The organism is Pseudomonas sp. KH_046_1 (assembly GCF_057839025.1).
In genome coordinates, this window is record NZ_CM174481.1 from 5,982,144 (window position 1) to 5,994,519 (window position 12,376).

The 12,376-nt window shown below is 60.1% G+C and carries 15 protein-coding genes; 7 read left to right on the forward strand and 8 right to left on the reverse strand.

The window, feature by feature from the left end; all coding sequences use genetic code 11:
* The first annotated feature begins 127 nt into the window (after nt 1-127).
* Genes metX through AC3IT9_RS27470 form a run of 6 tightly spaced genes read left to right on the forward strand, consistent with a single transcriptional unit; the run spans nt 128 to nt 4,484 of the window.
* Nucleotides 128-1,267 (forward strand): homoserine O-succinyltransferase MetX, encoded by a 1,140-nt coding sequence (metX, locus tag AC3IT9_RS27445; RefSeq protein WP_150725054.1) that lies wholly within the window; start codon nt 128-130, stop codon nt 1,265-1,267.
* A gap of 7 nt (nt 1,268-1,274) precedes the next feature.
* Nucleotides 1,275-1,895 carry a methionine biosynthesis protein MetW gene (gene metW / locus AC3IT9_RS27450; RefSeq protein ID WP_150725053.1) on the forward strand — a complete coding sequence of 207 codons (621 nt, stop codon included), beginning with the start codon at nt 1,275-1,277 and terminating at the stop codon, nt 1,893-1,895.
* Nucleotides 1,896-1,921: 26 nt separating this feature from the next.
* Nucleotides 1,922-2,356 (forward strand): DUF4426 domain-containing protein, encoded by a 435-nt coding sequence (locus AC3IT9_RS27455; RefSeq protein ID WP_489271427.1) that lies wholly within the window; start codon nt 1,922-1,924, stop codon nt 2,354-2,356.
* A complete protein-coding gene (gene rdgB, locus AC3IT9_RS27460) occupies nt 2,353-2,949 on the forward strand; it encodes an RdgB/HAM1 family non-canonical purine NTP pyrophosphatase (protein WP_150755095.1) in 597 nt (198 codons plus the stop codon). Before AC3IT9_RS27455 ends, rdgB begins: the two co-directional genes overlap by 4 nt.
* The gene (gene hemW, locus AC3IT9_RS27465) at nt 2,946-4,151 is read left to right on the forward strand and encodes a radical SAM family heme chaperone HemW (RefSeq protein WP_150725050.1); all 1,206 of its coding nucleotides are present in this window, start codon (nt 2,946-2,948) and stop codon (nt 4,149-4,151) included. The genes rdgB and hemW overlap by 4 nt, the downstream gene beginning before the upstream one ends.
* A 9-nt stretch (nt 4,152-4,160) precedes the next feature.
* Nucleotides 4,161-4,484: a DUF3392 domain-containing protein gene (locus AC3IT9_RS27470; protein ID WP_223445312.1), complete on the forward strand. Its 324-nt coding sequence runs from the start codon at nt 4,161-4,163 to the stop codon at nt 4,482-4,484.
* Nucleotides 4,485-4,601: 117 nt separating this feature from the next.
* Here the strand turns inward: AC3IT9_RS27470 and trmB are convergent, their stop codons facing one another.
* The 4 genes from trmB to AC3IT9_RS27490 all read right to left on the reverse strand — a co-directional run bounded on the left by trmB (nt 4,602) and on the right by AC3IT9_RS27490 (nt 6,984).
* Complete coding sequence (gene trmB / locus AC3IT9_RS27475; protein ID WP_489271428.1) at nt 4,602-5,327, reverse strand: tRNA (guanosine(46)-N7)-methyltransferase TrmB; 726 nt, start codon at nt 5,325-5,327, stop codon at nt 4,602-4,604.
* Nucleotides 5,328-5,336: 9 nt separating this feature from the next.
* Nucleotides 5,337-6,131 carry a thiazole synthase gene (locus tag AC3IT9_RS27480; RefSeq protein WP_489271429.1) on the reverse strand — a complete coding sequence of 265 codons (795 nt, stop codon included), beginning with the start codon at nt 6,129-6,131 and terminating at the stop codon, nt 5,337-5,339.
* Between the two features lie 190 nt (nt 6,132-6,321).
* Nucleotides 6,322-6,522 (reverse strand): sulfur carrier protein ThiS, encoded by a 201-nt coding sequence (thiS, locus tag AC3IT9_RS27485; protein ID WP_050562648.1) that lies wholly within the window; start codon nt 6,520-6,522, stop codon nt 6,322-6,324.
* A 90-nt stretch (nt 6,523-6,612) separates the two neighbouring features.
* The gene (locus AC3IT9_RS27490) at nt 6,613-6,984 is read right to left on the reverse strand and encodes a DUF423 domain-containing protein (protein WP_489271430.1); all 372 of its coding nucleotides are present in this window, start codon (nt 6,982-6,984) and stop codon (nt 6,613-6,615) included.
* Between the two features lie 74 nt (nt 6,985-7,058).
* On the opposite strand from AC3IT9_RS27490, the gene mtgA reads away from it, so the two are divergent.
* Nucleotides 7,059-7,781: a monofunctional biosynthetic peptidoglycan transglycosylase gene (gene mtgA, locus AC3IT9_RS27495; RefSeq protein ID WP_150725045.1), complete on the forward strand. Its 723-nt coding sequence runs from the start codon at nt 7,059-7,061 to the stop codon at nt 7,779-7,781.
* 162 nt (nt 7,782-7,943) lie between these two features.
* On the opposite strand, the gene rpoH is transcribed toward mtgA, so the two are convergent.
* The 4 genes from rpoH to ftsY form a co-directional block, all read right to left on the reverse strand.
* The gene (gene rpoH / locus AC3IT9_RS27500) at nt 7,944-8,798 is read right to left on the reverse strand and encodes an RNA polymerase sigma factor RpoH (RefSeq protein ID WP_150725044.1); all 855 of its coding nucleotides are present in this window, start codon (nt 8,796-8,798) and stop codon (nt 7,944-7,946) included.
* A gap of 120 nt (nt 8,799-8,918) precedes the next feature.
* A complete protein-coding gene (gene ftsX, locus AC3IT9_RS27505; RefSeq protein WP_489271431.1) occupies nt 8,919-9,941 on the reverse strand; it encodes a permease-like cell division protein FtsX in 1,023 nt (340 codons plus the stop codon).
* Entirely contained in the window at nt 9,938-10,609 is a 672-nt protein-coding gene (ftsE, locus tag AC3IT9_RS27510; RefSeq protein ID WP_007975383.1) for a cell division ATP-binding protein FtsE, read from the reverse strand. The genes ftsX and ftsE overlap by 4 nt, the downstream gene beginning before the upstream one ends.
* Nucleotides 10,606-12,156 carry a signal recognition particle-docking protein FtsY gene (gene ftsY, locus AC3IT9_RS27515; RefSeq protein ID WP_489271432.1) on the reverse strand — a complete coding sequence of 517 codons (1,551 nt, stop codon included), beginning with the start codon at nt 12,154-12,156 and terminating at the stop codon, nt 10,606-10,608. The genes ftsE and ftsY overlap by 4 nt, the downstream gene beginning before the upstream one ends.
* Nucleotides 12,157-12,376 lie beyond the last annotated feature (220 nt).

Here is a 12,376-nt window from a genome sequence, read left to right on the forward strand (position 1 = left end):
TGTGGGAGCGGACTTGCTCGCGAATGGCGCACCTCGATTGTATCGAATGAAATCAGGCCCGGCCTTTGCTTGCCGCTAACCCCAGCGGTCTTTAGACTTACGCCTCATTTCAATGAGAGCAGGGTCGATGCCAGCTGCCTTCCCCCCCGATTCTGTTGGTCTGGTGACGCCGCAAGTGGCGCACTTCAGTGAACCCCTGGCGTTGGCCTGCGGCCGTTCGCTCCCGGCCTATGACCTGATTTACGAAACCTACGGCACGCTCAACGCCACGGCGAGCAACGCCGTGCTGATCTGCCACGCCCTGTCCGGTCACCACCACGCCGCCGGTTTTCACAGCGTCGACGACCGCAAACCCGGTTGGTGGGACAGCTGCATCGGCCCCGGCAAGCCGATCGACACCAGCAAGTTCTTCGTGGTCAGCCTGAACAACCTGGGCGGCTGCAACGGTTCCACCGGCCCGAGCAGCATCAACCCGGACACCGGCAAGCCGTTCGGCGCCGACTTCCCGGTGTTGACCGTCGAGGATTGGGTACACAGCCAGGCGCGTTTGGCGGATCGTCTCGGCATCGCCCAGTTCGCAGCCGTGATCGGCGGCAGCCTCGGCGGCATGCAGGCGATGCAATGGAGCATCACTTACCCTGACCGCATCCGTCACTGCCTGGCCATCGCTTCGGCGCCCAAGCTGTCGGCACAGAACATCGCGTTCAACGAAGTGGCACGCCAAGCGATCCTCACCGATCCGGAATTCCACGGCGGTTCGTTCCAGGAACACAACGTGATCCCCAAGCGCGGCCTGATGCTGGCGCGGATGGTCGGGCACATCACCTATCTGTCCGACGACTCCATGGGCGAGAAATTCGGCCGCGGGCTCAAGAGCGAGAAGCTCAACTACGACTTCCACAGCGTCGAGTTCCAGGTTGAAAGCTACCTGCGCTATCAGGGCGAAGAGTTCTCCGGGCGCTTCGACGCCAACACGTACCTGTTGATGACCAAAGCGCTCGATTACTTCGATCCGGCGGCGAACTTCGACGATAACCTGGCGAAAACCTTTGAAGGTGCCAAGGCCAAGTTCTGCGTGATGTCGTTCACCACCGACTGGCGCTTCTCCCCTGCCCGCTCGCGGGAACTGGTGGATGCGCTGATGGCCGCGCGCAAGGACGTCTGCTACCTCGAGATCGACGCTCCGCAAGGCCACGACGCCTTCCTGATTCCGATCCCGCGCTACCTGCAGGCATTCGGCAATTACATGAACCGCATTACGTTGTGAGAAAGCCATGAGAGCTGATCTGGAAATCATCCAGGAATGGATCCCCGCCGGCAGCCGCGTGCTCGACCTCGGGTGCGGCGATGGCGAACTGCTGACCTGGCTGCGCGATAACAAACAAGTCACCGGTTATGGCCTGGAAAACGACGCCGACAACATCGCCGAGTGCGTGGCCAAGGGCATCAACGTCATAGAACAGGACCTGGACAAGGGCCTGGGCAACTTTGCCAGCAACAGTTTCGACATCGTGGTCATGACCCAGGCGCTGCAAGCGGTGCACTACCCGGACAGGATCCTCGAGGAAATGCTGCGCGTGGGCCGTCAGTGCATCATCACTTTCCCGAATTTCGGTCACTGGCGCTGCCGCTGGTACCTGGCGAGCAAGGGCCGCATGCCGGTTTCCGAGTTCCTGCCGTACACCTGGTACAACACGCCGAACATTCACTTCTGCACCTTCGCCGACTTTGAAGCCTTGTGTCGCGAACGTGAGGCGAAGGTCATTGATCGGCTTGCCGTGGATCAACAGCATCGGCACGGGTGGGCCAGCAAGCTATGGCCTAATCTGTTAGGTGAGATCGGCATCTACCGGGTCAGCAGCCCGGGACTTGCCGACCACAAGGTCGCAGTCTGATCCACACTATTTCAAGGAGAACGATCATGGGTCGTCTAGCGTTGCTTCTACTCACTGCCTGCCTGAGCGTCACCGTCATGGCCGCCGACGCCATCAAGAGCGAACGCAAGGAAACCTTCGGCGACGTGACGGTGCACTACAACACCTTCAACTCCACCTACCTGCTACCGGACGTTGCCAAGGCCGCCCAGCTGACGCGCAGCAAGGATCAGGGCGTGATCAACATTTCGGTGATCAAGGCCGGCACGCCGATGACGGCCGAGGTCAGCGGCACCGTCAAAGACCTGACCAGCCAAAGCTACACACTGAACTTCAAACAGGTCACCGAGCAAGGAGCGATCTACTACATCGCCCAATACCCGGTACCCCAGCAGGAAATCCGCACCTTCAACATCAAGGTGCAGACCGGCGACAAGATCAACACCATCAATTTCAACCAAGAGCTCTTCCCTGGCCAATGATCAACTTCTCGCAACTCGTACTGGCCAGCCATAACGCCGGCAAACTCAAGGAACTCCAGGCCATGCTCGGTGAGTCGGTGCATCTGCGCTCGATTGGCGAGTTCAGCAGCGTCGAGCCTGAAGAGACTGGTTTGTCGTTCGTCGAGAACGCCATCCTCAAGGCCCGCAATGCCGCGCGCATCTCCGGCCTGCCGGCGCTGGCCGACGATTCCGGGCTGGCAGTGGATTTCCTTGGCGGTGCGCCGGGTATCTACTCGGCGCGTTACGCCGACGGCAAGGGCGATGCGGCGAACAACGCCAAGCTGCTCGACGTGCTGAAAGACGTGCCTGAAGCCGAACGTGGTGCGCAGTTCGTGTGCGTGCTGGCATTGGTGCGCCACGCCGATGATCCGTTGCCGATCCTCTGCGAAGGTTTGTGGCACGGGCGAATCCTGACCCAGGCCAGCGGCGAACACGGTTTCGGCTACGACCCGCTGTTCTGGGTGCCGGAGCGTAATTGCTCCAGCGCCGAGCTGAGCCCGAGCGACAAGAACCAGATCAGCCACCGCGCCCGTGCAATGGATCTGCTGCGCCAGCGTCTGGGCTTGAAATGACCCGTGAATCATCCGCGTCGCCGCTGATCTTCGGCGGCGATGCTCAATCGCCTCGGGCGGCCCTGCCTGTGCTGCCGCCGCTGGCGCTGTATATCCACATCCCGTGGTGCGTGCGCAAATGCCCTTATTGCGACTTCAACTCCCACACCGCCAGCCCCGTGCTGCCGGAAGAAGAGTACGTCGACGCATTGCTGGCCGATCTCGATCAGGACCTGCACGCCGTCTATGGTCGTGAGCTGAGCTCGATTTTCTTCGGTGGCGGCACGCCAAGCCTATTCAGCGCTGATTCGCTGGGTCGCTTGCTCAAAGGCGTCGAACAGCGCATCCCGTTTGCCAGCGACATCGAAATCACGCTGGAAGCCAATCCGGGGACGTTCGAGCAAGACAAGTTCGTGGCGTACCGGAAACTGGGGATCAATCGCCTGTCGATCGGTATCCAGAGCTTTCAGCAAGAAAAGCTCGAGGCCCTGGGGCGGATCCACAACGGTGACGAAGCCGTACGCGCCGCCGGCATGGCGCGGCAGGCCGGGTTCGACAACTTCAATCTGGACTTGATGCATGGCTTGCCGAATCAGTCCCTGGACGATGCCTTGGCCGACCTGCGCACAGCCATCGCCCTGAAACCGACACACCTGTCGTGGTATCAACTGACCCTGGAACCGAACACAGTGTTCTGGAACCAGCCGCCGACACTGCCGGAAGACGACACGCTGTGGGACATTCAGGAGGCCGGGCAAGCACTGCTGGCCGAACACGGTTACGCGCAATACGAAGTCTCGGCCTATGCCCTGCCCGGTCGCCCGGCGCGCCACAACCTCAATTACTGGAGTTTTGGCGACTTCATCGGCATCGGTGCCGGTGCCCACGGCAAGCTCAGCCATCCGGACGGGCGCATCGTCCGCACCTGGAAGACCCGCTTGCCAAAGGATTACCTGAATCCGGCGAAAAGCTTCAAGGCTGGCGAGAAAGCGCTGACCAACGATGAAATGCCGTTCGAATTCCTGATGAACGCGCTGCGCCTGACTGAAGGCGTCGAATCGCGGCTGTACCCGGAACGTACCGGCATGACGCTGGAAAGCCTTGCTGAAGGCCGCCGTGAAGCCGAACAAAGCGGCCTGTTGCAGGTCGAACCGTCACGCCTGGTAGCCACCGAGCGCGGACAACTCTTCCTCAACGACTTGCTGCAGAAATTTCTGACATAAGGAAATCGAATGGATTTGGTACTCGACCTGCTTGCCACCATGTCTCGCTGGAGCCGCAGCAACCTCTCGGAAATCGCCCTGGCCCTGGTGGGCTGCCTGCTGGTGCTGTTTGGTGCGGATTTCAAAGGCTGGGTCGAGCAGCGCCTGGGCAGCATCGCCGGCGCCTTGCGCGTACCGCTGATGTCCCTGCTGTGCCTGATCGGCAGCGGCGCGGCGCTGATCTACGCCACACCATGGGTCGTGCGCGGCTTGAGCCAGTTCAACAACTACAGCCTGGCGCCGGTGTTGCTGGTGGTGCTGGTGTTGATTGGCGTAGTCGCTGACCGCCGCTGAATTAAGCCACACCCCAAAACAACTGTGGGAGCGAGCTTGCTCGCGATGAGGCCATCATATCCAACATCTCTGTTGACTGTCAGGCCGCCATCGCGAGCAAGCTCGCTCCCACAGGTTTTACGCCAGTTTTTCGAACTTCAAATCCCAAACCCCATGCCCAAGACGTTCGCCACGGCGTTCGAACTTGGTGATCGGCCGCTCGGCCGGGCGCGGTACGCACTTGCCGTCTTCGGCGAGGTTGCGGTAACCCGGCGCGACGTTCATCACTTCCAGCATGTACTCGGCGTACGGTTCCCAGTCAGTGGCCATGTGCAGAATGCCACCAACCTTCAACTTGCTTCGCACCAATTCGGCGAAGGACGCCTGAACGATACGGCGCTTGTGGTGACGGCTCTTGTGCCACGGGTCCGGGAAAAACAGCATCAGGCGATCGAGGCTGTTGTCGGCGACGCAGCGGTTGAGCACTTCGATCGCATCGCAATCGTAGACCCGCAGGTTGGTCAGGCCTTGAGTCAGCACGCCATTGAGCAGTGCGCCGACACCCGGACGGTGCACCTCGACGCCAATGAAATCCTGCTCCGGCGCAGCCGCTGCCATTTCCAGCAGCGAATGGCCCATGCCGAAACCAATTTCCAGCGAGCGCGGTGCAGAGCGACCGAACACTTGGTCGAAATCCACCGGCGCGTCGGCCAGCGGCAGCACGAACAGCGGAGTGCCCTGCTCCAGGCCCTTTTGCTGGCCTTCGGTCATGCGCCCGGCGCGCATCACGAAACTCTTGATGCGGCGGTGTTGGCGCTCGTCGCCTTCTTCCGTCTGGATTGGCGTGTCGTTCGATTCAGTCATCAATGGCTCTTACTTGATCAGACCATCCAGCGGCGAAGAGGCGCTGGCATAGAGTTTTTTCGGCATACGGCCGGCGAGGTAAGCCAGGCGGCCTGCGACGATCGCATGTTTCATGGCTTCAGCCATCATGACCGGTTGCTGGGCATGTGCGATGGCCGAGTTCATCAGCACCGCATCACAACCCAGTTCCATGGCGATGGTGGCGTCGGAAGCAGTACCGACACCGGCATCCACCAGCACCGGGATCTTGGCTTCTTCGAGGATGATCTGCAGGTTGTACGGATTGCAGATCCCCAGACCGGAGCCGATCAGACCGGCCAGCGGCATGACGGCGATGCAGCCGATTTCCGCCAATTGACGGGCGATGATCGGGTCATCACTGGTATAGACCATCACGTCGAAGCCTTCCTTGACCAGCGTTTCGGCAGCCTTGAGGGTTTCGATCACGTTGGGGAACAGGGTTTTCTGGTCGGCCAGCACTTCCAGCTTGACCAGGTTGTGGCCGTCGAGCAGTTCACGAGCCAGGCGGCAGGTGCGCACGGCTTCGATGGCGTCGTAGCAACCGGCGGTGTTCGGCAGGAAGGTGTAGCGATCCGGCGACAGCACTTCGAGCAGGTTCGGCTCGCCCTCGATCTGGCCAAGGTTGGTGCGGCGCACGGCGAAGGTGACGATCTCGGCACCCGAGGTTTCGATGGCCAGGCGGGTTTCTTCCATGTCACGGTACTTGCCGGTACCGACCAGCAAACGCGACTGGTAAGTACGACCGGCCAGGACGAAAGGCTTGTCGCTGCGAACGATGCTCATGGGAAATCCTCTGTAGGGGTGAGGTTCTTGCAGAATTCCTTATTAACCAAACGCTGTGAAAACGTCGCGAGCGAAGGAAAGACAAGGCAAAAACAGGCGAGGAAGCGGAGTTTACGGGTTGTAAATGAGCATTCCGAGCCTGTTTTTAACGCAGTATTTCCGAGCGCAGCAGTTTTCACAGTGTTTGGGGCTAGCCGCCGCCGATGGCGTGCACCACTTCGACGTTGTCGCCGTCGTTCAACGCGGTGTCTGCGTGCTGACTGCGCGGGACGATATCCAGATTGAGTTCGACCGCCACCCGGCGTCCGGTCAGGTCCAGACGGGTCAGCAGGGCCGCAACGGTTTCACCGTCGGGCAGTTCAAAGGATTCGCCGTTCAACTGAATGCGCATGCCGGATGCCGCCATCATTTTTAGGGGCTGGCATTCTAGCCCGATCAGTCAGGCCGACCCAAGCCATTCGTCATGAAATGGACCGTTAAGTCAGCTCAGGCGCCAGGCGGCAAGTCCAAGGCAAAACCAGCCCACCAGAAAGGCCAAGCCACCGAACGGGGTGACGATGCCGAGCTTGCTGATGCCCGTCAGCGTCAATATATACAGGCTGCCGGAAAACAGCAGGATACCGATGGCAAACGACGCAGCGGCCCAGGTGGCGAGTCGACCAGGAATTTGCGTGGCCAGCGCTGCGACACCGAGCAACGCCAGGGCGTGCACCAGTTGATAGGTGACGCCGGTGTGGAAGATCGCCAGGTACTCGGCGCTCAGGTGGCTCTTCAGGCCATGGGCAGCAAAGGCCCCGAGGCCGACACCGGTGAAGCCGAAAAAAGCGGCCAGCATCAGAAAGCCACGCAGCATGCAGAACTCCAGTCAGTTTCGATCCAAAGGGTCTGTATAATGGCCCGCTCAACGGGTTCGGCCAAGCCATCTCTATGCTGCGTATCTATTTCCGTCATTTCTCCAAGGCCGTACTCTGGTTCATGGGTGGCAGCGTATTGCTGGTGCTGATCTTTCGCGTGGTGCCGCCACCGGGGACGACGCTGATGGTCGAGCGCAAGATCGAATCCTGGTTTGACGGCGAACCCATCGACCTGCAACGGACCTGGAAACCCTGGGACGAGATCTCCGATGACCTGAAAGTCGCGGTGATTGCCGGCGAAGACCAGAAATTCCCGGAGCACTGGGGCTTCGATATCGGCGCGATTCAGGCGGCGTTTGCCCATAACGAGCGCGGCGGTTCGATCCGTGGCGCCAGCACCCTCAGCCAGCAAGTCTCGAAAAACCTGTTCCTGTGGTCTGGCCGCAGCTGGCTGCGCAAAGGCCTGGAAGCCTGGTTCACCGGACTGATCGAAGTGTTCTGGCCCAAGCAGCGGATTCTTGAGGTGTACCTCAACAGTGTCGAGTGGGATGACGGTGTGTTTGGCGCTGAAGCGGCGGCTCGGCATCACTTTGGTGTGAGCGCCAAGAACCTCAGCCGTCAGCAATCGAGCTTGTTGGCCGCCGTGCTGCCTAACCCCCGCGTGTGGAGTGCGAGCCATCCAACCGCTTACGTGGCGCGACGTGCCGGCTGGATTCGGCGACAGATGAGCCAGTTGGGTGGCGACAGCTATCTGGTCGGGCTGAACGACTCGCGTCGGGCGCCTTGGGCCCAATAACTGATCCCAATTTTTCAGACCCTGAAAACCACTGTGGGAGCGGGCTTGCCCGCGATGACGGCCTGACATTCAACTTTTATATTGAATGTTCGGACCTCATCGCGAGCAAGCTCGCTCCCACAGGATCAATGACCGCGGCGTTTTTTATTGCCTGTACAGTGCTTACGCAGCGATCGACACCTTGAGCTTGTTCATCGCGCTCTTCTCAAGCTGACGAATACGCTCGGCCGATACGTTGTACTTCTGCGCCAGGTCATGCAGCGTGGCTTTTTCTTCCGCCAGCCAGCGCTGGTAGAGGATGTCACGGCTGCGATCGTCCAGCACTTCCAGCGCTTCGTGCAGGTTGTGGTTGGAGTTGTCGCTCCAGTCGGCGTCTTCCAGTTGACGCGCCGGGTCATACCGGTGGTCTTCCAGATAGTTGGCCGGCGACTGGAAAGCACTGTCGTCGTCCGCTTCGGCAGCCGGGTCGAAGGCCATATCATGGCCCGTCAGGCGGCTTTCCATCTCGCGCACTTCCCGAGGCTCTACACCGAGGCTTTCCGCCACACGGTGGACTTCCTCGTTGTTCAGCCAGGCCAGGCGTTTCTTCTGGCTGCGCAGGTTGAAGAACAACTTGCGCTGGGCCTTGGTGGTCGCGACTTTCACGATGCGCCAGTTGCGCAGGATGAACTCGTGGATTTCCGCCTTGATCCAGTGCACGGCAAAGGACACCAGGCGCACGCCCATTTCCGGGTTGAAGCGCTTCACGGCCTTCATCAGGCCGACGTTGCCTTCCTGGATCAGGTCAGCCTGGGCCAGGCCGTAGCCGGAATAGCTACGGGCGATATGTACGACAAAACGCAGGTGGGCGAGCACCATCTGCCGAGCCGCCCCCAAATCCTGCTCATAATAGAGACTCTCGGCCAGTTCACGCTCCTGCTCCGGCGACAGCAATGGAATGCTGTTGACGGTGTGCACATAGGCCTCCAGGTTCGCACCCGGGACCAGAGCATATGCAGGTTGCAAAGAATTGGTCATACGAAAAAACCTCCGACTTACAAACTCGTGCAGTTCAGCACTGCGAAAATTGACCGGAAACCGAAAGACAAGTTCCCTAAAACCCAAAAACGCTGAAAGGTCAATACGAGCAAAATGATACTACTTAGGCGCAAGCTCCCTCAGGTGGCGTGCGACTGCAATCCATGCACCGATATACCCCAACAGCACCGCGCCAAGCAAGAGAGACAGACCGTCGGCAACTGGCACTCCAGCCAGCGCAAAATCACTGCCGTACAAACCGGCCAGCCCTACCACCGCGTCGTTCAGCCAATCAAGGCCGAACGCCAGTACCCCCCAGGACAGAATCCCCGCACCGAAGCCATACAGCGCACCCATATATAGAAAGGGCCTGCGTACATAGCTGTCAGTGCCGCCGACCAGTTTAATCACTTCTATCTCTGTGCGGCGGTTTTCAATATGAAGACGAATGGTATTGCCTATCACCAAAAGTAATGCAGAAACCAGAAGCACGGTCAGACCGAAGACAAAACGGTCACCCAGCTTGAGGATGGCTGCCAGACGCTCGACCCAGACTAAATCAAGTTGCGCCTGCTGTACCTTCGGCAGCTCGGATAGTTTTTGTCTTAATGCTTCAAGGGCCGGCTTGTCGACTTCGGCCGGCGTCACCAGGACCACGCCCGGCAGCGGGTTCTCCGGCAACTCCTTGAGCGCCTCGCCCAGACCGGACTGTTGCTGGAACTCTTCCAGCGCCTGCTCGCGGCCAACATATTCGGCATCGGCGACGCCAGGCATGCCCTTGATCTGATCGCGCAGTGATTCGCCTTCGGCCGGTTTGGCCTCAAGATCCAGATACAGGGAAATCTGCGCCGCGCGCTGCCAGGAACCGCCAAGGCGCTCGACGTTACTTAGCAAAAGTGACAGCCCCATGGGCAAACTCAGGGCTACCGCCATCACCATGCAGGTGAAAAAACTGCCGATGGGCTGCTTGCCCAGGCGGCGCAGGCTGTCCACCAGACTGGCACGATGGCTTTCGATCCAGGCGCGGAACAACGTGGCAAAGTCCGGCCCGTCGTCATCGTCGTGTTTTTTCTTTTGCGGCTGCGGATCGGCGGCCTTTGGGGCCACACGTTCGGAAACCTTGGGGCTACGTGTTGCGCTCATACCGCGGCCTCCCCGTCACCGATCAATCGACCGCGTTGCAGCGTCAGCATGCGATGGCGCATGCGGGCGATCAGGGCCAGGTCGTGACTGGCGATCAGCACGCTGGTACCCAGGCGATTGATGTCTTCGAACACACCCATGATCTCGGCGGCCAGACGCGGGTCGAGGTTACCGGTCGGTTCATCCGCCAGCAGCAAGGCCGGACGGTGAACGATGGCGCGGGCGATGCCGACGCGCTGCTGCTGACCGGTGGACAGGTCGCCCGGGTACAGATCGGTTTTATCCGACAGTGCCACGCGCTCCAGTGCCGAGTCCACGCGCTTGGCGATCTCGGCCTTGGACAGGCCCAGAATCTGCAAAGGCAACGCGACGTTATTGAACACCGTGCGATCGAACAGCAACTGGTGATTCTGGAACACCACGCCGATCTGCCGGCGCAAGAAAGGAATCTGCGCGTTGCTGATGGTGCTCAGGTCTTGCCCGGCGAGCAGCAGCTTTCCGCTGGTCGGGCGTTCCATCGCCAGCAACAGGCGCAACAGCGTGGATTTACCGGCGCCGGAATGGCCGGTGACAAACAAGAACTCGCCACGACGGACTCGAAAGCTCAGCTCATGCAAGCCGACGTGACCGTTCGGGTAGCGCTTACCGACCTGTTCGAAACGAATCATGAACGCTCCCGCTCGGCAAACAATGCCTGGACAAAGGGTTCTGCTTCAAAGGTACGCAAATCGTCGATACCTTCGCCGACGCCAATGTAGCGGATCGGCAGGCCGAATTGCTTGGCCAGGGCGAAAATCACCCCGCCCTTGGCGGTGCCGTCGAGCTTGGTCAGCGCCAGGCCGGTCAATTCGACGGTCTGATTGAATTGCTTGGCCTGGTTGATGGCGTTCTGGCCGGTGCCAGCGTCAAGCACCAACAGCACTTCGTGAGGGGCGTCGGCGTCAAGCTTGCCGATCACCCGGCGAACCTTTTTCAGCTCTTCCATCAGGTTGTCTTTGGTGTGCAGGCGGCCGGCGGTGTCGGCGATCAGTACATCAATGCCACGGGCCTTGGCGGCCTGCACGGCATCGAAGATCACCGAGGCCGAGTCGGCGCCAGTGTGCTGCGCGATCACCGGGATCTTGTTGCGCTCACCCCAGACCTGCAATTGCTCCACCGCCGCGGCACGGAAGGTGTCGCCAGCGGCGAGCATGACTTTCTTGCCTTCCAGCTGCAGCTTCTTCGCCAGCTTGCCGATGGTGGTGGTCTTGCCGGCACCGTTGACGCCGACCACCAGAATCACGAACGGCTTGTTCTGCGAGGTGACTTTCAGCGGCTGCTCGACCGGCTTGAGCATCGCTGCCAGCTCGGCTTGCAGGGATTTGTACAGAGCGTCGGCGTCGGCCAGCTCCTTGCGCGCAACCTTCTGCGTCAGACGCTGAATGATCACCGAGGTGGCTTCGACACCAACGTCGGCGGTCAGCAAACGGGTTTCGAGATCTTCGAGCAGTTCGTCATCAATGACCTTTTTGCCCAGGAACAGGCTGGCCATGCCTTCGCCGATACTGGCGCTGGTCTTGGACAGGCCCTGCTTGAGGCGGGCGAAGAAACCGGCTTTGGTTTCTTCGGTGCGTACCGGCTCCGCCAGGGCTTCGACGGGCGCCGCGATCGGCTCAGGAATTGGAGCGGGTGCCGGTGCTTGAGCAACCGGAGCAACCGGAGCAACCGGAGCAACCGGAGCAACCGGAGCAACCGGAGCAACGAATACCGGAACCTCTGGCTGGCTGACAACAGGCACAGGCTCGGCTACGACGACTGGTTCAACAATAGGTTCGACCACAGGCACATGAGCCGGTGCAGGCGTAAACGCTACCGGAGCCGGAATCGGTGGTGTCACGTGAGGAGCCAGGTCATTTTCGACCAATGCCACGGGTTCTTCGGCCACCGGCAGGGTCAACCACGGCTCGGCCGTCGGGGCCAACGGCTGTTCGGTGACGATTTCGCTGACGGGTTCGGGAGCGGCTTCAACCTTGGGTTGCTGCAACGGCTCGGCAATCGGCAAAATAACCGACGCGGGCGCTTCTTCTATTACCGGGACCGGCGTCGGCGCTGGTTCAGGAATGGCTTGTGGCTGTTCGACGACGGGTTCCTGCGGCTTTTTGCGCAGCCATCCGAACAGGCTTTTTTTCTCGCCAGCCGCAGCTGGGGTCTTCTTGTCGTCGTTGGAACCAAACATGGAGGACGGCTATCTCACGGTAGCGACGCGCCAATGGCGCCCCGGCAAATAAATATTCGATGCAGAACAGACTGTGTTTCACCCAGCTTGTTCACGCGCAACATTTTGTCGAGGTGATCAAAAGCACCTCAAAGCTCGACTAATACGAAGGACTGGAACGGCATCGTCGGCGAAAACGCAGAGTTTAGCTGACAAACTCAAAGTTTCTGCCGGTAACCCA

What these genes read in the sequence shown, in the direction of transcription:
- mtgA (WP_150725045.1), top strand. Translation starts at nt 7,059, where the DNA reads ATGCTGCGTATCTATTTCCGTCATTTCTCCAAGGCCGTACTCTGGTTC.
- AC3IT9_RS27455 (WP_489271427.1), top strand. Translation starts at nt 1,922, where the DNA reads ATGGGTCGTCTAGCGTTGCTTCTACTCACTGCCTGCCTGAGCGTCACC.
- ftsX (WP_489271431.1), bottom strand. Translation starts at nt 9,941, where the DNA reads ATGAGCGCAACACGTAGCCCCAAGGTTTCCGAACGTGTGGCCCCAAAG.
- thiS (WP_050562648.1), bottom strand. Translation starts at nt 6,522, where the DNA reads ATGCGCATTCAGTTGAACGGCGAATCCTTTGAACTGCCCGACGGTGAA.
- ftsE (WP_007975383.1), bottom strand. Translation starts at nt 10,609, where the DNA reads ATGATTCGTTTCGAACAGGTCGGTAAGCGCTACCCGAACGGTCACGTC.
- rdgB (WP_150755095.1), top strand. Translation starts at nt 2,353, where the DNA reads ATGATCAACTTCTCGCAACTCGTACTGGCCAGCCATAACGCCGGCAAA.
- AC3IT9_RS27490 (WP_489271430.1), bottom strand. Translation starts at nt 6,984, where the DNA reads ATGCTGCGTGGCTTTCTGATGCTGGCCGCTTTTTTCGGCTTCACCGGT.
- AC3IT9_RS27470 (WP_223445312.1), top strand. Translation starts at nt 4,161, where the DNA reads ATGGATTTGGTACTCGACCTGCTTGCCACCATGTCTCGCTGGAGCCGC.
- trmB (WP_489271428.1), bottom strand. Translation starts at nt 5,327, where the DNA reads ATGACTGAATCGAACGACACGCCAATCCAGACGGAAGAAGGCGACGAG.
- metW (WP_150725053.1), top strand. Translation starts at nt 1,275, where the DNA reads ATGAGAGCTGATCTGGAAATCATCCAGGAATGGATCCCCGCCGGCAGC.
- rpoH (WP_150725044.1), bottom strand. Translation starts at nt 8,798, where the DNA reads ATGACCAATTCTTTGCAACCTGCATATGCTCTGGTCCCGGGTGCGAAC.
- hemW (WP_150725050.1), top strand. Translation starts at nt 2,946, where the DNA reads ATGACCCGTGAATCATCCGCGTCGCCGCTGATCTTCGGCGGCGATGCT.
- AC3IT9_RS27480 (WP_489271429.1), bottom strand. Translation starts at nt 6,131, where the DNA reads ATGAGCATCGTTCGCAGCGACAAGCCTTTCGTCCTGGCCGGTCGTACT.
- metX (WP_150725054.1), top strand. Translation starts at nt 128, where the DNA reads ATGCCAGCTGCCTTCCCCCCCGATTCTGTTGGTCTGGTGACGCCGCAA.
- ftsY (WP_489271432.1), bottom strand. Translation starts at nt 12,156, where the DNA reads ATGTTTGGTTCCAACGACGACAAGAAGACCCCAGCTGCGGCTGGCGAG.